The sequence below is a fragment of the Acinetobacter sp. YH12251 genome (genome assembly GCF_013417465.1).
GTDB lineage: Bacteria > Pseudomonadota > Gammaproteobacteria > Pseudomonadales > Moraxellaceae > Acinetobacter > Acinetobacter amyesii.
In genome coordinates this window covers 205,720-225,198 of record NZ_VPDZ01000003.1, presented here as the reverse complement: position 1 = coordinate 225,198, position 19,479 = coordinate 205,720, and the positions used below count along the sequence as shown (strand labels likewise).

Sequence of the window (19,479 nt, the reverse complement as noted above, 5' to 3'; positions counted from 1 at the left end):
TGCCAAACAGTGTTGAGTTGAACCGATGAATTTTGAATTATTTGCGCCTGAACCGCATGCAAACCTGCTGCCCTATGATGGTGAAGTTGAAGATTATGGACTGATCTTCAATGCTGAAGACAGTGAAAAATATTTACGCTATTTCCTCACGCAGTTGGCTTGGCAGCATGATGAAGTCATTTTGCATGGACAATATTTTCAAACGGAACGAAAAGTGGTTTGGTATGGAGATGCTCATTATGAGTATCACTATTCAGGCATGCAAAAGCAGGCATTGATCTGGAATCCAGCTTTACTGCGCTTAAAGCAACATATTGAGCAACGGGTGGGTCAGACGTTTAATTCCTGTTTGGCCAATTTATACGAAAATGGTACGCAAGCGGTGGGGTGGCATAGTGATGATGAGCCATCTTTGCTTTCACCCACACAGCAGGTGGTGATCGCATCTTTGAGTTTTGGCGCAAGCCGAAAGTTTTGCTTTAAACATAAAAGCACTCAAGAGAAAGTACAGCTTTTACTGCAAAGTGGACAGTTGATTGTGATGCGTGGGAAAACCCAACGGTATTGGAAACATGCCCTAATGAAGTCGATGAAAGTGACCGAGCCGAGGGTGAATTTAACCTTTCGTTATTTCTATGATCAACAGCCGTAAAAAAAGCCCATATCTAGATGAGCTTTTTTCTTTCTCTGAGGAAGAGTATAGCGACAATCAACTGAAATCATGGAACACATGGTTGAGATGACTGCTAAAGAACAATAATCATATTATGATAATCTTTCTGAAATTTATAATTAATAAATTCAATTGATAATATAAATTTATCAGATTAATTAAATAGCATCTTTACAATATTGCATCAGTTATGCGCAAACAGATCAGGCTTAAATGGCGTCCGATTCTTCCATCATACTGCTGTATTTTTTCTCAATACGCGCTGTACAGTCTTGCAGCATTTCTACAACTTTCTGAAAATTCATAAAATCAAAACGATTTTTAGACGCCAATAGGGTCAAAGCAAGTGGGGGTTCTTTACTGGAAAATTTAATCGGAATCGATAGGCTCGACATATTCGGGTCAACTTCACCATTGGAAAAATAATAACCCTGCTTTTTAATCTTTTTCATTTGCTGCATAAATTCTTCTTCATTATGCGCAAAACCAACTTGTGATAACTCGTCCGCAAAACGGTGGTAATAATCTAAAATCCGTTGCTTAGGTAACTGCGACAAAATCACTTTAGACGATGAGCCTTTGTACATTGGACGTGGGCTACCTCGACCATATGCCAAGGCAGTATAGTCCTTATACAGTTCATGATGTACATCAATACATGAGTCGATATTCAGATGCGTCAATAAGCAACAAGACTCTGTGCGTTCCACAATTTCTTTCATGAAGGGAATGCTAATTTGCACCAATGGATCGGTGGTGCGAGAAATAAAATCAAGCACAGCAATTTTTGAACCCAGTGTGTAGTCGCCAGAAGTCCCACTGAGGCGCTGCAATAATTCAGCAGAAACCAGTTCTTTTAAATAGCGATAGCTCGTTGGTTTAGATAAGCCTAATTCTTCACTAATAATGTCGACATTGATGATGGGACGAGCAACTGAAAATAAGTCGAGTACGGTGAGAATTTTACCAAAACTGGAAAGCGCCATAAGAACCTGCTTGGTCACAATAAAAAATGAATCGTTAAGTTACTTTATAACAAATTGCTCGGCCTGATGTTGCGATTTTCTACACTGGAAATGAAACAAATCTGAAATATCACAGGGTTTCTTGGGTTATTCTGATAAAAGCATAATAAAAAATTGAAATACGCATTTAAAATATAGGTCAATTATCAAAATAAGATATTAATATTGACTTTAATTTGTTTTTTTAGCAAAATTGTTGTGAAAATATCCTATATTGAATAAATATTGCCTATTCTTTCGATGCGCAGGCAATGTTGCACATTACTTTTTGTATTCAAATGGTTTGAAATACGATTTGAATCGCTTCTTTACTTATTGAAATTTCTAGTCATTCCTGTGCCGTGATACAGGTTGTGCTGTCGAATGTTTAAGCATTCGATACGAGGTCGTTTTCACTAAAAAGAAGCAAACCACCGAGATCCATCATGCTGCTGACGAAACAAATACTCGCTTTTCGGCCCAATAAAATGGACTGGATTTTTGCGACCAAAACGTTCATCGCGGGCATGTTGGCATTGTATGTGGCCTTTGTACTGAATTTGGCTTATCCGATTTGGGCGATTGGCACCGTTTTCGTGATCGCGAATCCATATTCAGGGATGACGTCTTCAAAAAGTTTGTATCGTGTATTAGGGACGTTCTTAGGGGCGGCCGTGTCGGTGGTGGCACTGCCACATCTCATTCACATGCCTGTACTGTTTACGGTGTTTTTAGCGGTTTGGGTTGGGTTTTGCCTGTATTTGTCACTGCTAGACCGTACGCCTCGTAGTTATGTTTCCATGTTGGCGGGTTATACCACGGTCATTATCTGTTTTAACGTCGTGTATTTTATTGATACCGCTTCGATCTTCGATATGGCCTTGGGGCGTTTTCTCGAAATTACGGTGGGTGTGGTATGTAGTGCCATCGTGACCACAACATTATTTCCAATGCATATTGGCCCTGCAGTCGAAACACGCGTGAGCAAAACCTTTGCCGATACCAAAGAAATATTTGATCAGATTTTATTAGAGCCTGCCGAACTAGAAAATTATTCTAAAAATCTTGGCAATATTGCACGAGATATCGCGGATATACATGTCATGGCGGTGCATTTGTCATATGAAAAATCTACCTTAAAAGGCATGACACGTCCATTGCAGGAAATCTTGCATCAGTTGAGTTTGTTGGTCAGTAACTTGGTGGCCATGTCTGAACGGATGAAACAATTAGACGGTCTGGATGCAAATTATCGGACGGCACTCAAGCAAGCCCATGAACATATTGCCGCGTTTTTATTAGATCAACATCAGATTGAGGAAAGTGAACTCAATCAATTGCCTGAACAGTTTGAGCAAGATTTTCAACACATTCAGGCACAGGCATTGCCATCACAACAGGTGATTTTAGGTAGTCTAAAAATGGATATTCGGCATTTTATTCAGAATATTCGTGCGATTCGCTTGCTTTGGCAGCGGGTACAGCAAGGCGACTCCACTTTACCTGCCACACTGACCGCCTTGTGCAATAGTCATTATCCGACTTTGCATCGAGATGCAGGTGTTGCCATACGTGGCGGGGTGTCCGCATGTTTGATTATTTTAATTTCTACGGGTTTTTGGATCGTTAGTGGTTGGAAAGCTGGATTTATGATGGCCGAAATGGCTGCAATCAGTGCTTGTATTTTAACTGCAATGGATAACCCTGTTCCTGCATTGAAAATGTTTATTCGCGCCAATATGTATGCGGCTTTCATGGTGTTCATCTACGCCAATGGCATTTTCCCGCATGTGACCGCTTTTTGGCAGTTGATCGTGGTGTTAGCACCGTTTGTGATGTTCTGTCTGATGCTATTTTTACATCCGCCTTTGGTCGGGATCAGCTTGCCGCTTTTGATGGGCACCATCATGGGGCTGAATTTTCAAAACCGCTTTAGCCTTGATCAGGTGTTTTTCTTCGATGCATCGATTGGGACGGTTTTGGGACCCATTATTTCGGTGTTTATTATTCATTTAGTGCGTGCGATGTCACCAGATATGACGGCCCAACGCATACTTTCACAGCATTACAAAGCACTGCGTCAGGCATTATATCTGCCGTATGGCTTACCGTTTCGGGTGCATTTACGCAGTATGTTGGACCGAATCGGCATCCTAAACAGCAAAATGGTGCAATCAGGGAATTTAAAACAACAGATCGAGTGGGCTTTGGTGGAAGCCAGTGCGGTGATTGATTTGACCCGCTTGCAAGAACTGATGAATAAACTCGATCCGAATGATGCACTGCTCAGCGAACTCGAAGAGTTACAACAAGATTTAGATGACTATTTTCGTGCCATGGAACAAGGGCAAAAGAATGTGTCTATGAGCTTGAAACAGCAAATTGTAGAGCGAATTCAACGATTGAATCAGGCCGTTCAGGGTGTGGAAAACGACGATGTTATGCATCGAATTCAGTATTCACTGAACAATATTCAAAGCAGTTTGTGTCATGTCCTAACACAGCAGATTCTAAATCATTTACAGATCGAGGCACAACATGGGTGAGCTAAATGTGTATGGCGTCTATGTGCCCATTCTATTGATTCAAGCGGTATTGGCCTATCTGTTATTGCGGGTCATCATGTGTTTGCTTGACCGATGGATGGCGCAAGATTGGGTGCCGATGCCCAATATTTTTTATTTGGGTGTATTTGTGATGTTGCTTTGGCTGGTGCATGAAATCTTTATTTTCTGCCAGTTCTAAGCCCCTAAAAAATGAAATGATTGAGGTAATCGTATGACCAATTTGAATGTCCGAAAATATGTTCGGCCTGTATTGTTGATAATCGTGCTATGCGGCGCATTAATTGCGCTGAAACATATTTGGGACTATTACAATTCGGAACCATGGACGCGTGATGGACGGGTACGTGGTGACGTGATTCAAGTGTCATCGGATGTTTCAGGTTTGGTCACAGACGTTTTGGTTCAAGACAACCAACAAGTGAAAAAAGGCCAAGTGCTGTTTCGTATAGATGTGGCACGTCAAGCCTTGGATGTTGAGCAAGCCAAATCTGACTTGGCGAAAGCCAAAGCAGGACTCGCAGGGGCTGAAGCGCAGCTTGCTGAAGCCAAAGCCAATCTAGTGAAGTCGCAAGCCAATATTAATCTTGCAGATAAAAATGCAAATCGTTATGCAAGTTTGATGGACGGTGCGATTTCAAAGCAAGAACAAGATCAAATGTTTGCAGTGCGTGATCAATCACATGCAGAGCATGAGCAAACTCAGGCAGCGATTGAACAAGCCAAAGCCAGTGTGGTGCAGCAAAAAGCCCTGATTGAAGCAGCGAATAGCAGTTTGCATTTGGCTGAGTTGAATTTAAAACGTTCGGAAGTAGTTGCACCGACTGATGGAACTTTGTCTAACTTTGAGCTCAAAGCAGGGAATTACGTCAAAGTCGGCCAAGCCGTAGCGGCCTTAATTGACCGTCAACAATTGTATGTTGTGGGATATTTTGAAGAAACCAAACTGGATAAAATCTATGTTGGCGCACCTGCAACAATCCAACTGATGGGAAGTTCTGAAGTTTATAAAGGCCATGTACAAGGCGTTGCTACGGGGATTGAAGACCGTGAACGTACATCGACTGATGGCTTACTTGCCAATGTCAATCCAACCTTTAGTTGGGTCCGTTTGGCACAGCGTGTACCAGTGAAAATTGTACTGGATGAAGTGCCGCATGATCAGTTGGCTTTTGTCGCGGGTCGAACCACCACGATTCATATTGTGGATAAAAACTAAGTTATCCCCAATCATTTCATTTGCGCAGCATTGAGTGATCAATCTTGCGCATAAAAAAGCATCCTCTTTTGGATGCTTTTTTATTTGCCTGTTTGTTGAAAGCGCTTAAGGTTTCAGTCCAACTGGATTTCGATACCAACTTTCAATAAACAATGCTGCAGCAAGGCTGTCGGCAGAAAGATTCTTCGCACGGCCTTGGGCTTGATAATGATCTAATTCATCACGCGCTTCACGTGTCGTTAATCGTTCATCGACCATCAAAGTTTCAATATTGGTTTGGTGGCGAAGGCGTCGTGCAAATTTACGCGCACGTGTGGAGAGTTCAGATTCGCTATCATCCATATTGAGCGGTAGACCCACGATGAACAAATCCGGCTGATACTGTTTCACAATCTTGAGTAGATTATCCCAATTGGGAATGCCATCTTTCATGGGAAAGAGTGGCAGGGGATTTGCACTTTCAATCAAGGCTTGTCCCACAGCTATTCCTGTTTTTTGTGTGCCAAAGTCAAAGGCCATAATCATTTGATATTGTGGTAAATCAGGCATGTCCAATCTCAGATGATAACCACGTGCGGTCTACGCCCATTTTTTTATAGGCAGCGTCCCAGCGGTCGTCATAAGGTAAGTTAAATATTAAATCCATGTCTGAGTCACAAATGAGCCAATCACCCCGAGCAATTTCTTCTTCTAATTGGCTTTTACCCCAACTGGCATAGCCTAGAGCCACCTGATAACGACCCACACCTTCATTGTGTGCAATCGCATCTAAAATATCTTTAGACGTGGTAATGCAGACATTTTCACCTACAGCAATAGACGAATGCCATGTCGGTTGACCGGTATGAAGAACAAAACCTGCCTCTGGGCGCAAAGGACCACCTTGCAACACTTCATGAGGATGCACATTATCTGCCTCAATTTCTAAATCATTCAATAGTTCTTTGATCTGCAAGCCCGAAGGACGATTAATAATGATGCCTTGAGCGCCATCTTCATCATGTCGCGCTAAATAAATCACCGTATTGGCAAAGAATTCATCGTTCATTTCGGGTGGAGCAATCAGGCAGCGGTGTGTGAGGTATTGTTTAGTCACCTAATGGCTTCTCCTTATTGGGGTAAGTTTCATTCTTGGGGGAATTGCATTCGAATAACGTTGTATTTATCAACATACTAGACTCACAAGTTTTCAACAATGAGTTTTTCTGCAAATTCAATATTTGTCATGCTCGACCAGTGAGGGACATGCTAAAAATCTTCATCGTACAGGCGGGTCTGCAATGTGGTGAATTGTGAAGCGATGATTGGTGATTTGAACAACAGCAGTACAAAAGTGAGGAGAAGCTATACGTGATGGATGACCGAGATTGCTTAAAATAGTAGGATAAACTGAGGGTAAAACAATGACACATTTTTCAAAAATAATAGGGGTGGCACTCTGTGCAAGCCTGCCTATTTCGGGCTTTGCAGGAAGTGCTGACTTACAAAAACATGAATCGCAAGTAATTAAAAAATATAAAAACTTAAATTTTTATGAGGTCAATGAAGCGATAGAACGTGAAATTGTGGATGTCATCGCGGCAGATCCGAGCAGTTTTCACTACGGATTTACGCAACTCGAAAAGCAAGGTTTTGTTCATGTGCAATATTCTCCGGATAAAAAACTAAAATTTTATAGTTTTGATGTGTCTGGCGGAGGCACCATGGGGGAGTGGAGCAGCTATGTGCAATATGCAACGGGAAAAACGCAACATTTAGATCAATTTGACTCAGGCTATATCAATCAAATTTTGCCGGTCAACATCCAAAATAAAACCGTATATTTGGTGAAGAGTTATTATAAAGGTGATAATTGCAGTGGACTACATCATCTAAGAGCTGTTGAAGTTGGACCAAAACAGTTACTTAAATCTTATGTATTTCAAACTAAGCAAAAAAACCTGCATGAAATTTCAGTCGATTATGATTGCCACTACGATAAAGACAGAAGCTCCAGTCAAAACTATTTAAAAGTTGGTCCTAAACATGTGGATGTGATGTTATTAAATGAAAACTATCAGCCACAACAGAAGTACTTACGTTATAGCTTGGGCTCAAAAGGCTTTGTCTATCAAGGAATTATTAAATAGAAGTCGTAATTAAATAGAGGTTGTATCACAAGTGATAAAAAAAGCCTTAGTCAAAGTGAACTAAGGCTTTTTTATTTAAGACATTTACGGTGATTTAGCTGTGCTGAAACTTTAATTGGCGTAAATGTTTGGCATGTTGTAATGTGGTATCGCTAATTTCAACACCACCCGTCATGCGAGCAAGCTCTTGAATTCGATCATCTTCTTCGAGCTCGATAATCGTGCTGCTAGCAGGGTCGGTTTGACGTTTTTTTACCAACAAGTGCTGATCGGATTGTGCTGCAACTTGCGCTTGATGCGTGATACATAGAATTTGCACATGTTGCGCAAGGTCTGCCAATAAACGCCCCACAATTTCCGCTGTACCCCCACTGATCCCAACATCAATTTCATCAAAGACCAAGACTTCCGATTCAGTTTTTTCAGCATTCATCACTTGCATGACTAAGGCAATACGTGACAATTCACCCCCCGATGCCACGCGTGCTAGAGGCTGAGCAGGAATCCCTTTGTTGGCTGTGAATAACAGCTGAATAAAGCTTAAACCTTCACTTGAAGCTTGTTCTAGAGGCTCAAATTTAAATTCAAAATGAGCCTCTGGGAGCGCGAGCTGCTTCACTTGTTCAGTCAACTGCTTCGCCAATGGGGTAGATGCTTCACGACGAATATCATCCAAATGCTGTGCTTTGGTTAAAAAGTCTTGATGAGACACTTCCACTTGTTCTGCCAACGTTTCAGGATCTTCCAGCTGATGCAGTTGCTCTAACTCAAGTTGCCACGCTTCGTATTCTTGTTTTAAATCTTCAGGCTGAGTACGATATTTACGCGCTAAGCGATGAAAAACTTCCAGTTTGGTATTTAATTCGTCCATACGTTCAGGATCAAAACTTTGACGATCAATAAACTGACGTAAATTTGCGGTGGCATCTTCAATTTCACTTTGAGCGTTCAGTAGCGACGTATAAATTTCAGAAAGTTGTTCACTACGTCCTGCATGCGATTCAATTCGACGAATGATCGCGCCCATTTCTTGATTGATATTTTGCTCGGCATCATCGAGGGCATTTAGACCATAGCTACAATCCTGCATGATATGTTCATGATGACTGAGACGGTCAAATTCTTGCTCGATTTCCTTGTAGTCCGTTTGCACAAGGTCTTCAAGTTCTTCTAATTGAAGTTCAAGTGTTTCTATCCGTTGCTTACGTGTGGCTTGGGCGTCGAGTGCTGCTTGGTGCTGTCGAATGTCCTTTTGCCACTTGCTATAGGCATCACGCACGGCTTGAGCAGGCTGATAAAAATTGTAATAGCGATCTAGCCAATGTTTTGGATAGGGCGGTTCTAAGAGTTGTTGTTGGCTGTGTTGGCTATAGAGTTGTACCAATAAGCGGCCAATTTCTTTTAACTCAGATAAGCTGCTCGGACGTCCATTAATCCATGCTTTGCTACGACCTGTTGCAAAAATCACGCGACGTAAATGGATTTCTCCAGACTCATCATCCAGCTCATGTTCTTTGAGCCACAGTGCTTCAGGACTGTGCTCTTGGTAGCTAAAGGTCGCTGTCACATCGGCTTTGTCTGATCCATAGCGCACATAGTTGGTGTCTGTACGTTCACCTAAGCAAGCTGATAGTGCGTCTAGCAGCAAAGATTTACCAGCACCTGTTTCACCCGTCAGGACGTTAAAGCCTTGTTCAATGTCGATGGCTAAATGGTCGGCTAATGCAAAATTGATCAGAGTTAAATGTGTCAGCATAAACGCATCCGAGCTGCGAAAAGTTCTAGTTAAAGATAATTAAGTTTTGTTTTGGTCACAAGATAAGTTTTATTTTAAGATGACGAAAAACCTCATAATTCTATCCTAAATTTCAGTTTAATAAGAAATTAGTTTCGTATCTGCCGTAAGCACGCAGTGTAGTGATGCAAAGAGTAAATGATCTTGCATAACGTGAGCTTAAATCATCCAACATTTTGCTAAGTTCTCACAAAACACGTTTGTGTATGTATTCTTGTATCTAATCTAAAGTGTTATTGCCTTAAAACGTCATGATTTGGTCTCTTAAATCCGTCCATATAATTCATTATCCATGTATATCTGTGAAATGATTTTGCAGCGTTTCAATAGACCCTAACTAGGACTTTAGTGGATGAAATAAAAAAAGTATTTTGTACAAAAGTACAGTTTGTTTTAGATTCTCAATGTCAAGATAGTGGGATGGTATTGGGACACATCCACTTCTCAGATTTTTGTAATTATCTATCTCAAAGTTTTCAACACTGATTGATTAGTTTTTGCAGCACAATTAAACTACTTCAATCAAAATATTATAAATATGCTTTATCTGGAGAAAACGCATGTCAGCACAGTTTGATCATGTATCAGTCATCAAAAAATCAAATGTTTATTTTGGCGGTCTATGTATCAGCCACACTGTGCAATTTGAAGATGGAACCAAGAAAACACTGGGTGTGTTGCTTCCAACTGAACAAGCACTGACTTTTGAAACCCATGTACCTGAACGTATGGAAATTATTTCAGGTGAATGTCGTGTTCAAATTGCTGATAGCGAAGAAAGCGAACTATTCCGTGCGGGTCAATCATTCTACGTGCCAGGTAATAGCCGTTTTAAAATTGAAACAGATGAAGTCTTGGATTATGTGTGCCACTTAGAAGGCTAATGATTCAATAAATTTAGGCACAGTTTTTTAATCTCAAATCGGTTAAACTATGTGTCATAGCATAAATCCTGTAAAGCTTGCTTTGCAGGATTTTTCTTTTTGATAACCTAAGCTGTGCGCTGGGTGATCATACCCTGTTTAAAAGTTTATCGAAGTTTGCAAATTAGAGGTCGTTCATGGCGAAACCGGAATATTATTATGGCGTTCATTCAGTGGAGTCATTACTGGAACTTGAGCCAGAACGCGTATTAACTTTATTTGCGTTAAAAGGACGTGATGATCAGCGTTTAAAACGTATTTTTGAGTTGGCAGAACCGTTTGGTGTCAGCATTCAAAAAGCTAGCCGTGATAGTTTGGAAAAACTTGCGGGACAACCGTTCCATCAAGGTGTGGTCGCGGCTGTACGCCCCCATCCAGTCTTAAACGAAAAAGATTTAGAGGCTTTATTACAAGCCAATCCCAATGCGTTGCTATTGGCTTTAGATCATATTACAGACCCACATAACCTTGGTGCATGTATCCGTACAGCGGCAGCTATGGGCGTTGAAGCCGTGATTGCACCGCGTGATCGTTCAGCGACACTTACCCCAACAGCCCGTAAAGTTGCTGCTGGTGGTGCTGAAAAAGTGAAGTTTATTCAGGTGACCAACTTGGCACGTACATTGGCTCAAATCAAAGAAGATTTTAACGTGCGTGTGGTCGGCACCATGCTAGATGAAAAAGCGTTGCCGATTCAAAAATTTGACTTCACTGGTACGGGTGTATGTGTGGTGATGGGCGCTGAAGATACAGGTTTGCGTCCTATTACGCAGGCGCAATGTGATCAAACTGTTTTCATTCCAATGGCTGGTAACTTGCAAAGCTTAAATGTCAGTGTCGCAACCGGTATGGCATTGTATGAAGCATGTCGTCAACGTAATAATGAATTGAAATAGAAGTGATGATGTCTCCCCAAAAGCAAGGTTATTTATATGTCTTCATTACCATGTGTATTTGGGGCGGATTCACCTTAACAGCACGTTTAAGCGCCAATTGGGGAATCAGTGCTTGGGACATTACCGCACTTCGGTTTGCTTTGGCATTTTGTATATTAATGCCAATTTTGATTTATAAAAAAGATACGGCTTTTTTATGGAAGAAAGAGCCTTTTATCCTTGCCATGCTCGGCGGGGTGACCTATTGCTTAACGGCCTATAGTGCGTTTCATTATGCTCCTGCGGCCCATGCTGCAATTTTTCTCAATGGTTGTATTCCCTTATGTACAGCCATAGCCGCGTTTCTGATCTTCAAACAGCCGATCGATAAGCATACGTGGATCAGTGTGGTGATTATGGTCTCTGCCATTAGCTTAATGAGCTATTTAATGTACGTCGAGACTGGTGTGGCATTTGGTTTAGGTGATTTGCTATTTTTTATCAGTGCCATTTGGTGGGGGATATTTACGGTATTGCTTAAGCAATGGAGGCTCTCTGCTTGGCATGCCATGGCGGGGGTTGCGGTTTGGTCTGCCGTGGTATTCGTGCCTATTTATCTACTATTTTTCCCTAAACATTGGTCTGACCCAGAGCCATTGCAACTCATTGGACAAGTTATCTTTCACGGTATTTTTGTGGTGATTATTGCGACTTTAACGTATGTAGAGGCGATCAAGCGCTTGGGTGCATTTAAAGCCGGAAGTATCGTAACTTTGGCACCTTTTATTGCTGCAATTTTAGCGGTACCGCTGCTGAATGAACCCTTAAGTTTTGCAATTGTGTGTGGATTGGTCGGGATGGGGATTGGAGCGATTCAACCGTGGAAATGGTTGGGACGAAAGGACAGTCTAGAGCAGCAACTCGAACAACAAAAAAAGCAGTCTGAGTAAGACTGCTTTTTTATTTAGCTTTTTTCAGCGTACGCTAAGTACTTGAGATGCAACGGCCGAAGCTGTGCATAAAGATGATCTAAATGACCATCATTCAGCACGATATCATCGGCGATTTTTTGCTTTTCCTGACGCGACATTTGCACTTGAATGATTTTTTGGATTTGCTCGATATTTTGACCATCGCGCTGTGATGCACGCTGAATTTGCAATTGTTCCGTGGCATCAATAAGCAAGGTGTGATTGGTTAATTCATGTTGATTGGTTTCAAATAACAGCGGCGAAACCAAGATGACATAGGGGCTGGTGGCTTCATTTAACTGTTGGATAATGGACTGACGTATTGCAGGATGGGTAATGGCTTCAAGTGCTTGACGTGCTGTAGGATCTTTAAAGATATGTTCACGTAAAGCGCGTCGATTTAACTCACCATTTGCAAGTAAAACCCAATCACCAAATTGTTGCTGAATTTGATTCAGTGCGGGTTGCCCCGGTTCGACAACCTCGCGAGCAACGATATCAGCATCGACGACTTGAATGCCTTGGAGTTCAAACCAATTGCTTGCAGCAGATTTTCCGCTACCGATACCACCTGTTAAACCCAAGACAAATGTCATAAAACGACCTTACTGACCCAAATAAATTTTCATAATTTGATCACCCCATAAAAAGGCGATCCATCCAGCGATGGCAATATAGGGACCAAATGCAAAAGGTTGGTTTTCTTTACGAACTTTGAGCAAAATAATGCCAATGATTGCACCTACCAGTGAAGAGAGTAATACAATCAGTGGGAGCAGGAAAGGGCCCATCCATGCACCCAACGCAGCTAAAAGTTTAAAGTCACCATAGCCCATGCCTTCTTTGCCAGTGATGATTTTAAATAAATAGTAAACAATCCATAGGCATAAGAACCCGATGATATATCCCCAAATGGCTGAGGTTGCAGAGGTATAAATGGCATAGCTATTCACGCCAAGCCCGAGTGCAGCCAAAGGAAGGGTATAACGGTCAGGTAAAAGTTGGGTGTCAAAGTCAATAAATGTTAAGGCAATCAATACATAAGTCAGCACTAGACCAAACAGCATTTGGATAGTTGGACCAAAAACTGCAACAACAATCAGCGCACAGATCATGGTGAGTAATTCGATCAGTGGATAACGGCTACTGATTGGATTTTGGCAACTTCCACATCTTCCGCGTAAAACGATCCAACTGATAACCGGAATGTTTTGATACCAACGAATGGACGTTTTGCATTTTGGGCAGGTTGAAGCAGGTGTGCTCAGTGTGATCTTTGTTTCGTCAATAATCGGTTGATCCGGATGTAAAAACAGTTGGCAATCCGTACGCCATTCTTGTTCCATCATCTTTGGTGTGCGGTAAATTACCACATTCAAAAAACTACCGATGCAAAGACTAAAAATCCCAACTGCGATATACATCGCAATTGGGGTATTAATTAAATATGTTATTAATTCTTGCATTAAACCACAGAACCCATTTGGAAGATTGGAAGATACATTGCAATCACAAGACCACCAACGAGGACACCTAGTACCGCCATAATTAAGGGTTCCATCATCGAGGTTAAGCCATCTACGGCATTATCCACTTCATTTTCATAATGCGTTGCCACTTTATCTAGCATAGCATCCAAGGCACCGGATTCTTCACCAATAGCCACCATTTGAATCGCCATAGATGGGAATTTATCGGTGACACGCATAGCAAATTGCAGTTGTTGACCAGTCGCCACATCTTCACGAATTTTCATGACCGCTGTTTCATAGACCACGTTGTTGGTTGCACCTGCAGTTGATTCGAGCGCATCGATTAAGGGTACGCCCGCGGCGAATGTGGTTGCCAAGGTACGGCTATAGCGGGCAATAATTGCTTTATAAACCAAATCACCAAAAATCGGTGCTTTGAGTGCAGCTTTGTCTAAGAAGTCTCTGAAAGCTTTGCTACGTTTTTTTGCTTCCATGAAACCGGCAATCAAAGCGCCAATTCCAATGATGAGGAAGAACCAATATTTTTGCATCCATTCCGACATGTTAACTACCATTTTGGTAAAGGCAGGTAGGTCTGCACCAAACGATGAAAACAAGTCTTGGAATACGGGAACTACTTTCACCATCAAAATGATCGTCACAATAACAGCGACAACAATTACCGCAGCTGGGTATTTCATGGCTTTTTTGATTTTTTGCTTAAGCAATTCACTTTTTTCTTTGTAAATTGCAACACGGTCTAACATGGTTTCAAGTGCACCCGATTGTTCACCTGATTCAACTAATGAGCAAAATAGGTTATCGAAATACTGCGGATATTTACGGAGTGCACCGGCAAAGGTATTACCGCCTTCAACTTCACCTTTGATCCCCAGGACCACTTCACGCATGGCTGGGTTTTCTAGGCCTTCCGCCACGATTTCGAACCCCTGAACGAGCGGTACACCGGCTTTCATCATGGTTGCAAGTTGGCGCGTGAATACAGTGATATCCAAAGTGGATACTTTCTTTTTCATCAAGCCTTCGAGAATATTTTTACGTTTTTCTCGAATGGTTTTAATGGTGATGCCTTGCTTACGTAAAGTAACTTTGGCTAAAGCCATATTACGCGAAGGCATTTCCCCTTTGATTTTCGCCCCTTTGCGATCCACGCCTTCATAACTGAAGGTTGGCATCATCTGCGCTTTTTTTACAGCCATGAATTTATCCTTATTTTTAAATACTAATTCACTTACTCACTGGTCACACGATTGACTTCTTGAAGTGAAGTCACCCCCTGCATGACCTTAATTAAGCCTGAACGGCGTAAATTGTTGAAACCTGCTTGATTTGAAGCTTCGGCAATTTGTAAGGCATTGCCGTCTTCCATAATAATTCTTGAAATTTCAGGTGTCACTTTCATGACTTCGTAAATACCCACACGACCTTTATAGCCTTCACGGCATTCGGCACAACCCACAGGCTGGTATATTTGGAATTCTGGTGTATTTAAATCATCTTCGGTAAAACCAAGCTCCAATAGGCTTTGTTTTGGTACGTCTACTATTTCTTTACATTGTGAACATAGGCGACGTGCAAGTCGCTGCGCAATGACAAGGTTCACGGATGTCGCGATGTTAAATGAAGGCACGCCCATATTGCGTAAGCGTGTCAGTGTTTCAGGTGCACTATTGGTATGCAGTGTAGACATCACCATGTGACCCGTTTGAGCTGCTTTAATGGCAATTTCAGCCGTTTCTAAATCTCGAATCTCACCGACCATCACAATATCAGGGTCTTGACGTAAGAATGATTTTAAGGCTGCAGAGAAGGTGAGGCCGACTTTATTATTTACGTTGACCTGATTGATCCCTTCTAAGTTAATTTCCACAGGATCCTCGGCCGTTGAAATGTTGGTATCTTCACGGTTGAGAATGTTTAAACCTGTATATAAAGATACGGTTTTACCAGAACCCGTTGGACCGGTAATGAGCAGCATGCCTTGTGGTTTTTCTAAAGCCTGCATGAACAGTTCTTTTTGATCCGGTTCATAACCCAACGCATCAATCCCTAGCATCGCACTAGATGGGTCAAGGATACGTAGAACAAGTTTTTCACCAAACAAGGTCGGTAAAGAGTTCACACGGAAGTCGATGGCTTTGTTCTTTGACAGCTTTAACTTGATACGACCATCTTGTGGAATACGTTTTTCCGAGATGTCCATTTGTGACATGACTTTTAAACGTGAAGCGAGTCGTGTAGCGAGCTGCAAGGGCGGATTTGTAATTGTTCTTAACACGCCATCGACACGGTAGCGGACGCGATAAGACTTTTCATAGGGTTCGAAATGTAAGTCAGATGCACCCATACGAATTGCGTCGACTAGCAGCTTATTGATATATTTAACAATCGGAGCTTCATCACCCGTTGCCTCATCCTCATCTTCTTGAGATGGATCGGGTGTTTCATTATCTAAATCAAGATCAAAGTTATCATCAAAGTCAAAAGTACTTTCTTCAGCGAAGTTCTGCTCAATTAACTTTTCAAGTTTGTCATGTTCAACAATAATTGTTTCGGTATTTAGCTTACTACCAAATCGAATGGCATCCACTGCTTCAATATTGGTGGGATTACTGATCGCAACGAATAATAAATTGCCATGTTTAAAAATAGGCAAAATACGATGCTTGGTAATGAGTTTATCTTCAAATTCATCACGTATAATTAAAGACGTATCATAAGTTGAAATATCAAAAACCGGTTCACCGAACTCTATCGAGATGGTTTCTGCGATCAGGCGTGCTGAAAGGTGATATTCCTGAATCAAATGCGGCACGATATCTTGATGAGCCTTTTTTGAATTTTGCAGCGCTGCTTGCATTTTTTCGGCAGACAGATGCCCTTCGTCAACTAAGCGACGAATAAACCCCGTAAATCTTGAAGAACCTTGAACTGCTGTCATGCTTTTACTTGCCTATGCTTCAGTCTGTTTATAATTGGTATAGCAAAATTATACTTTTGTTGCACAAAAATACCATATCTTAAAGTGTTGTCACTAGCTAAGAATTGGTAAAAAGCATGAACCAGTCCTTAAATCTGCTTAATTTTTTTACAGAAAAGTGAAGATCTTGGAATGACTGGTGTGCTTCGAAGATGCAAATGTGTTGAAATTTATCTTCAAAATTATGAATTACGTGTAGAATGTGCCCGATTTCATCTTTGTCATGTGGGATAAATATGTCGGGTTCGACGATTACGCCTTGGGTAGTGGGTAACTGGAAAATGAACCCATTGCAAGCCGATGCTGGCGCACTTCTTAAGAATTTTAAGCAATTATTAGATGAACAAAATATTGCTGAAGCGGCATGTCATATTGGGGTTGCACCAACAGCTATTGCTCTGACCACGGTGCAAAATGAATTAGCACAAGCAAGCCGTAATATTATGACCGTTGCACAAGACGTTTCTCGCTTCGCAGGTACAGGCGCATATACGGGTGAGCTCAGTGCAGAGCTATTAAAAGATTATGGTGTTGAGTTTGTACTGATTGGTCATTCAGAACGCCGTGAAATTTTTGCTGATCAACCGCATATCATTAATGAAAAAGTAAATAATGCATTAAACGCAGGTTTGACTGTGATTTATTGTGTGGGTGAAAGCTTGGAACAACGTGAAAGCGGCCAAGCAGAACAGATTGTGTTACAACAAATATGTGATATTGCTGCTGTCGTACAAGCAGAGCAGTGGAAACAAATTGTGGTGGCTTATGAGCCAATTTGGGCTATTGGCACAGGTAAAACGGCGTCACCTGAAGATGCGCAAGCGATGCACGCTAAAATTCGTGAAGGTTTAAGCCAAATCACCCCAATGGGACTTCATACGGCGATTCTTTATGGTGGTAGTGTAAAACCTGAAAATGCAGTAGAGTTGGCAGCCTGTCCGGATATCAATGGTGCGCTGGTCGGTGGTGCATCATTAAATGCAGAGTCGTTTTATAAAATTGCTCAAGCATTTGCAAATACAAAATAATTAGGAGTTCAGCATGCATACGTTTGTGCTGGTGGTACATATTATCTTAGCGATTTTAATGATCGTGCTGATTTTAGTTCAGCATGGTAAAGGCGCAGATGCGGGTGCATCTTTTGGTGGCGGCGGTGCTGCAACTGTATTTGGTGCATCGGGTTCGGGTAACTTTATGACCCGTTTGACTGCGATTTTAACGGCTTTGTTCTTCGTTACGAGCTTGACACTTGCTGTGTTTGCAAAGAAACAAACGACAGATGCTTATAGTCTGAATGCGATTTCTTCAGTACCGACTGCGCCTGCAAAATCGGCTGAAACTTCGCCAACTGCACCAAAAAGCGCTGAATAATTTATTTAGCGCTTTCTTTTTTGACGTGTTGCGACTAGAATGCGTCACAGCTGCGGTGGTGGTGGAATTGGTAGACACGCTACCTTGAGGTGGTAGTGCTTTCGGGCGTGGGGGTTCAAGTCCCCCCTTCCGCACCAACTTATAATCCAGAACATAAGTTGGTGTATGCAGCAAAACTCTGTTGATGCGGGATGGAGCAGTCTGGTAGCTCGTCGGGCTCATAACCCGAAGGTCGTTGGTTCAAATCCAGCTCCCGCTACCAATCAATTCTATTTTTAAGATGCAAACTTTTAAATGGACAGCTTTTAAAGCTGAGAGAACTATTTGCATATTGATGCGGGGTGGAGCAGTCTGGTAGCTCGTCGGGCTCATAACCCGAAGGTCGTTGGTTCAAATCCAGCCCCCGCTACCAATCTTATATAGTGCACAAGCTATATAAGCAGTTTATCTGAAAGTCATTGTGATGTTGATGCGGGATGGAGCAGTCTGGTAGCTCGTCGGGCTCATAACCCGAAGGTCGTTGGTTCAAATCCAGCTCCCGCTACCAATCCTCTGAGATGCAACTCAGTAGGGCAATTCTTCAGGTTGTTTTAGATTGAAAATGACCAAGAAATTGTATATAATTTTTGCATGTTGATGCGGGATGGAGCAGTCTGGTAGCTCGTCGGGCTCATAACCCGAAGGTCGTTGGTTCAAATCCAGCTCCCGCTACCAAGTTTCTAAAAGAGGCTCACAACTAGGTGGGCCTTTTTGCACAGTGGACTATGGTTTTCTGTGTAATAATGGGGCGATTTACGCCCTTTTTTATTGGCTATCGTGTAGTGTCGACAGTATTTTGGTCAAACCGTCATGTTTCACTACTACTATAGTTTTGCATTGGTCTGTAGTGGTCATTTTGACCATCGAATCGCACAAATTTGACGAGAGTAAATGAAGCTATCAAATAAAACTCAAGCACTTCAGGACTTAATTGCCCCAGCGGTGCAAGCATGTGATGTAGAACTTTGGGGGATTGATTTCCAACCTCAAGGTAAGCGTTCACTGTTACGTATTTATATCGACCGTGAAGTTGATGAAAATGCAGAACCTGTCATCAATGAAGATGGCGAAGTTGAGCAAGGCCGTGGTATCGGCGTGCAGGACTGTGTTCGTGTTACTCAGCAAGTGGGTGCGATGTTGGATGTACATGATCCAATTTCAGGCGAATATGCATTGGAAGTGTCATCTCCAGGTTGGGATCGTCAGTTCTTTAAATTGGAACAAATGACGGCATACATTGGTCAGCAAGTCGCTTTGCGTTTGATCAGTGCTGTGGATAATCGTCGTAAATTCCAAGCCAAACTTGTAAGCGTAGACCTTGAAAGCGAAATGATTCAGGTTGAAGTTGAAAAGCAACAAGTGTTGGATATTGACAGCCACAATATTGATAAAGCAAATCTGGTTTTCCAAGATTAATTTAATAAATAAGAATCTGAACGAATA

General features: G+C 41.9%; 19 protein-coding genes and 5 tRNA genes. 16 read left to right on the top strand and 8 right to left on the bottom strand.

Annotation, left to right across the window (positions count from 1 at the left end; all coding sequences use genetic code 11):
* The first annotated feature begins 25 nt into the window (after positions 1–25).
* Positions 26–652 carry an alpha-ketoglutarate-dependent dioxygenase AlkB gene (locus tag FTV27_RS04325; RefSeq protein WP_180077163.1) on the top strand — a complete coding sequence of 209 codons (627 nt, stop codon included), beginning with the start codon at positions 26–28 and terminating at the stop codon, positions 650–652.
* 230 nt (positions 653–882) lie between these two features.
* On the opposite strand, the gene FTV27_RS04320 is transcribed toward FTV27_RS04325, so the two are convergent.
* The gene (locus FTV27_RS04320) at positions 883–1,659 is read right to left on the bottom strand and encodes an IclR family transcriptional regulator (protein WP_180077162.1); all 777 of its coding nucleotides are present in this window, start codon (positions 1,657–1,659) and stop codon (positions 883–885) included.
* Between the two features lie 464 nt (positions 1,660–2,123).
* On the opposite strand from FTV27_RS04320, the gene FTV27_RS04315 reads away from it, so the two are divergent.
* The 3 genes from FTV27_RS04315 to FTV27_RS04305 are packed head-to-tail and all read left to right on the top strand — an operon-like array spanning position 2,124 to position 5,460.
* A complete protein-coding gene (locus FTV27_RS04315) occupies positions 2,124–4,223 on the top strand; it encodes an FUSC family protein (protein ID WP_180077161.1) in 2,100 nt (699 codons plus the stop codon).
* Positions 4,216–4,422: a DUF1656 domain-containing protein gene (locus tag FTV27_RS04310; protein ID WP_180077160.1), complete on the top strand. Its 207-nt coding sequence runs from the start codon at positions 4,216–4,218 to the stop codon at positions 4,420–4,422. Before FTV27_RS04315 ends, FTV27_RS04310 begins: the two co-directional genes overlap by 8 nt.
* A gap of 33 nt (positions 4,423–4,455) precedes the next feature.
* Positions 4,456–5,460, top strand: coding sequence for an HlyD family secretion protein (locus FTV27_RS04305; RefSeq protein ID WP_180055458.1), 1,005 nt, complete (start codon positions 4,456–4,458; stop codon positions 5,458–5,460).
* A 105-nt stretch (positions 5,461–5,565) separates the two neighbouring features.
* Here the strand turns inward: FTV27_RS04305 and ruvX are convergent, their stop codons facing one another.
* Both ruvX and FTV27_RS04295 read right to left on the bottom strand, forming a co-directional pair.
* Complete coding sequence (gene ruvX / locus FTV27_RS04300; protein WP_111884874.1) at positions 5,566–6,009, bottom strand: Holliday junction resolvase RuvX; 444 nt, start codon at positions 6,007–6,009, stop codon at positions 5,566–5,568.
* Entirely contained in the window at positions 6,002–6,556 is a 555-nt protein-coding gene (locus FTV27_RS04295) for a YqgE/AlgH family protein (RefSeq protein ID WP_180022050.1), read from the bottom strand. Before FTV27_RS04295 ends, ruvX begins: the two co-directional genes overlap by 8 nt.
* A gap of 307 nt (positions 6,557–6,863) precedes the next feature.
* Between FTV27_RS04295 and FTV27_RS04290 the strand changes: the two genes are divergently transcribed.
* A complete protein-coding gene (locus tag FTV27_RS04290; RefSeq protein WP_180077159.1) occupies positions 6,864–7,589 on the top strand; it encodes a hypothetical protein in 726 nt (241 codons plus the stop codon).
* 94 nt (positions 7,590–7,683) lie between these two features.
* Here FTV27_RS04290 and recN read toward each other — a convergent pair whose 3' ends face one another.
* Entirely contained in the window at positions 7,684–9,345 is a 1,662-nt protein-coding gene (gene recN, locus FTV27_RS04285; protein ID WP_180077158.1) for a DNA repair protein RecN, read from the bottom strand.
* A gap of 599 nt (positions 9,346–9,944) precedes the next feature.
* On the opposite strand from recN, the gene FTV27_RS04280 reads away from it, so the two are divergent.
* From FTV27_RS04280 to FTV27_RS04270, 3 genes are all read left to right on the top strand, one after another.
* Complete coding sequence (locus FTV27_RS04280; RefSeq protein WP_067763086.1) at positions 9,945–10,268, top strand: pyrimidine/purine nucleoside phosphorylase; 324 nt, start codon at positions 9,945–9,947, stop codon at positions 10,266–10,268.
* A gap of 176 nt (positions 10,269–10,444) precedes the next feature.
* Positions 10,445–11,203, top strand: coding sequence for a 23S rRNA (guanosine(2251)-2'-O)-methyltransferase RlmB (gene rlmB / locus FTV27_RS04275; RefSeq protein WP_180024258.1), 759 nt, complete (start codon positions 10,445–10,447; stop codon positions 11,201–11,203).
* A gap of 8 nt (positions 11,204–11,211) precedes the next feature.
* On the top strand, positions 11,212–12,132 hold the full coding sequence (locus FTV27_RS04270; protein WP_372491165.1) for a DMT family transporter: 921 nt from the start codon (positions 11,212–11,214) through the stop codon (positions 12,130–12,132).
* Between the two features lie 14 nt (positions 12,133–12,146).
* Here the strand turns inward: FTV27_RS04270 and coaE are convergent, their stop codons facing one another.
* From coaE to pilB, 4 genes are read right to left on the bottom strand one after another with little or no spacing between them, the layout of a single operon-like run.
* On the bottom strand, positions 12,147–12,749 hold the full coding sequence (coaE, locus tag FTV27_RS04265) for a dephospho-CoA kinase (protein WP_180077156.1): 603 nt from the start codon (positions 12,747–12,749) through the stop codon (positions 12,147–12,149).
* 9 nt (positions 12,750–12,758) lie between these two features.
* Positions 12,759–13,619, bottom strand: a complete 861-nt coding sequence (locus FTV27_RS04260) for an A24 family peptidase (RefSeq protein ID WP_180077154.1) — start codon at positions 13,617–13,619, stop codon at positions 12,759–12,761.
* Positions 13,619–14,845: a type II secretion system F family protein gene (locus FTV27_RS04255; RefSeq protein ID WP_180077152.1), complete on the bottom strand. Its 1,227-nt coding sequence runs from the start codon at positions 14,843–14,845 to the stop codon at positions 13,619–13,621. Before FTV27_RS04255 ends, FTV27_RS04260 begins: the two co-directional genes overlap by 1 nt.
* Before the next feature lie 32 nt (positions 14,846–14,877).
* Positions 14,878–16,587, bottom strand: a complete 1,710-nt coding sequence (pilB, locus tag FTV27_RS04250; protein ID WP_180077150.1) for a type IV-A pilus assembly ATPase PilB — start codon at positions 16,585–16,587, stop codon at positions 14,878–14,880.
* 275 nt (positions 16,588–16,862) lie between these two features.
* On the opposite strand from pilB, the gene tpiA reads away from it, so the two are divergent.
* From tpiA to rimP, 8 genes are all read left to right on the top strand, one after another.
* Entirely contained in the window at positions 16,863–17,654 is a 792-nt protein-coding gene (gene tpiA, locus FTV27_RS04245) for a triose-phosphate isomerase (protein WP_180077148.1), read from the top strand.
* Between the two features lie 13 nt (positions 17,655–17,667).
* A complete protein-coding gene (secG, locus tag FTV27_RS04240; RefSeq protein WP_078192560.1) occupies positions 17,668–17,997 on the top strand; it encodes a preprotein translocase subunit SecG in 330 nt (109 codons plus the stop codon).
* A gap of 52 nt (positions 17,998–18,049) precedes the next feature.
* Positions 18,050–18,134 (top strand) — tRNA-Leu (locus tag FTV27_RS04235).
* A gap of 48 nt (positions 18,135–18,182) precedes the next feature.
* Positions 18,183–18,259 (top strand) — tRNA-Met (locus FTV27_RS04230).
* Positions 18,260–18,332: 73 nt separating this feature from the next.
* Positions 18,333–18,409, top strand: a tRNA-Met gene (locus tag FTV27_RS04225).
* 58 nt (positions 18,410–18,467) lie between these two features.
* A tRNA-Met gene (locus FTV27_RS04220) sits at positions 18,468–18,544 on the top strand.
* Positions 18,545–18,634: 90 nt separating this feature from the next.
* Positions 18,635–18,711: transfer RNA gene (locus FTV27_RS04215), tRNA-Met, on the top strand.
* A 216-nt stretch (positions 18,712–18,927) separates the two neighbouring features.
* Positions 18,928–19,452, top strand: coding sequence for a ribosome maturation factor RimP (gene rimP, locus FTV27_RS04210; RefSeq protein ID WP_078189416.1), 525 nt, complete (start codon positions 18,928–18,930; stop codon positions 19,450–19,452).
* Positions 19,453–19,479 lie beyond the last annotated feature (27 nt).

Excerpts from the sequence above, each read along its gene's own strand:
- FTV27_RS04325 (WP_180077163.1), top strand. The coding sequence starts at position 26 with ATGAATTTTGAATTATTTGCGCCTGAACCGCATGCAAACCTGCTGCCC.
- FTV27_RS04320 (WP_180077162.1), bottom strand. The coding sequence starts at position 1,659 with ATGGCGCTTTCCAGTTTTGGTAAAATTCTCACCGTACTCGACTTATTT.
- FTV27_RS04315 (WP_180077161.1), top strand. The coding sequence starts at position 2,124 with ATGCTGCTGACGAAACAAATACTCGCTTTTCGGCCCAATAAAATGGAC.
- FTV27_RS04310 (WP_180077160.1), top strand. The coding sequence starts at position 4,216 with ATGGGTGAGCTAAATGTGTATGGCGTCTATGTGCCCATTCTATTGATT.
- FTV27_RS04305 (WP_180055458.1), top strand. The coding sequence starts at position 4,456 with ATGACCAATTTGAATGTCCGAAAATATGTTCGGCCTGTATTGTTGATA.
- ruvX (WP_111884874.1), bottom strand. The coding sequence starts at position 6,009 with ATGCCTGATTTACCACAATATCAAATGATTATGGCCTTTGACTTTGGC.
- FTV27_RS04290 (WP_180077159.1), top strand. The coding sequence starts at position 6,864 with ATGACACATTTTTCAAAAATAATAGGGGTGGCACTCTGTGCAAGCCTG.
- recN (WP_180077158.1), bottom strand. The coding sequence starts at position 9,345 with ATGCTGACACATTTAACTCTGATCAATTTTGCATTAGCCGACCATTTA.
- FTV27_RS04280 (WP_067763086.1), top strand. The coding sequence starts at position 9,945 with ATGTCAGCACAGTTTGATCATGTATCAGTCATCAAAAAATCAAATGTT.
- rlmB (WP_180024258.1), top strand. The coding sequence starts at position 10,445 with ATGGCGAAACCGGAATATTATTATGGCGTTCATTCAGTGGAGTCATTA.
- FTV27_RS04270 (WP_372491165.1), top strand. The coding sequence starts at position 11,212 with ATGTCTCCCCAAAAGCAAGGTTATTTATATGTCTTCATTACCATGTGT.
- coaE (WP_180077156.1), bottom strand. The coding sequence starts at position 12,749 with ATGACATTTGTCTTGGGTTTAACAGGTGGTATCGGTAGCGGAAAATCT.
- FTV27_RS04260 (WP_180077154.1), bottom strand. The coding sequence starts at position 13,619 with ATGCAAGAATTAATAACATATTTAATTAATACCCCAATTGCGATGTAT.
- FTV27_RS04255 (WP_180077152.1), bottom strand. The coding sequence starts at position 14,845 with ATGGCTGTAAAAAAAGCGCAGATGATGCCAACCTTCAGTTATGAAGGC.
- pilB (WP_180077150.1), bottom strand. The coding sequence starts at position 16,587 with ATGACAGCAGTTCAAGGTTCTTCAAGATTTACGGGGTTTATTCGTCGC.
- tpiA (WP_180077148.1), top strand. The coding sequence starts at position 16,863 with ATGTCGGGTTCGACGATTACGCCTTGGGTAGTGGGTAACTGGAAAATG.
- secG (WP_078192560.1), top strand. The coding sequence starts at position 17,668 with ATGCATACGTTTGTGCTGGTGGTACATATTATCTTAGCGATTTTAATG.
- rimP (WP_078189416.1), top strand. The coding sequence starts at position 18,928 with ATGAAGCTATCAAATAAAACTCAAGCACTTCAGGACTTAATTGCCCCA.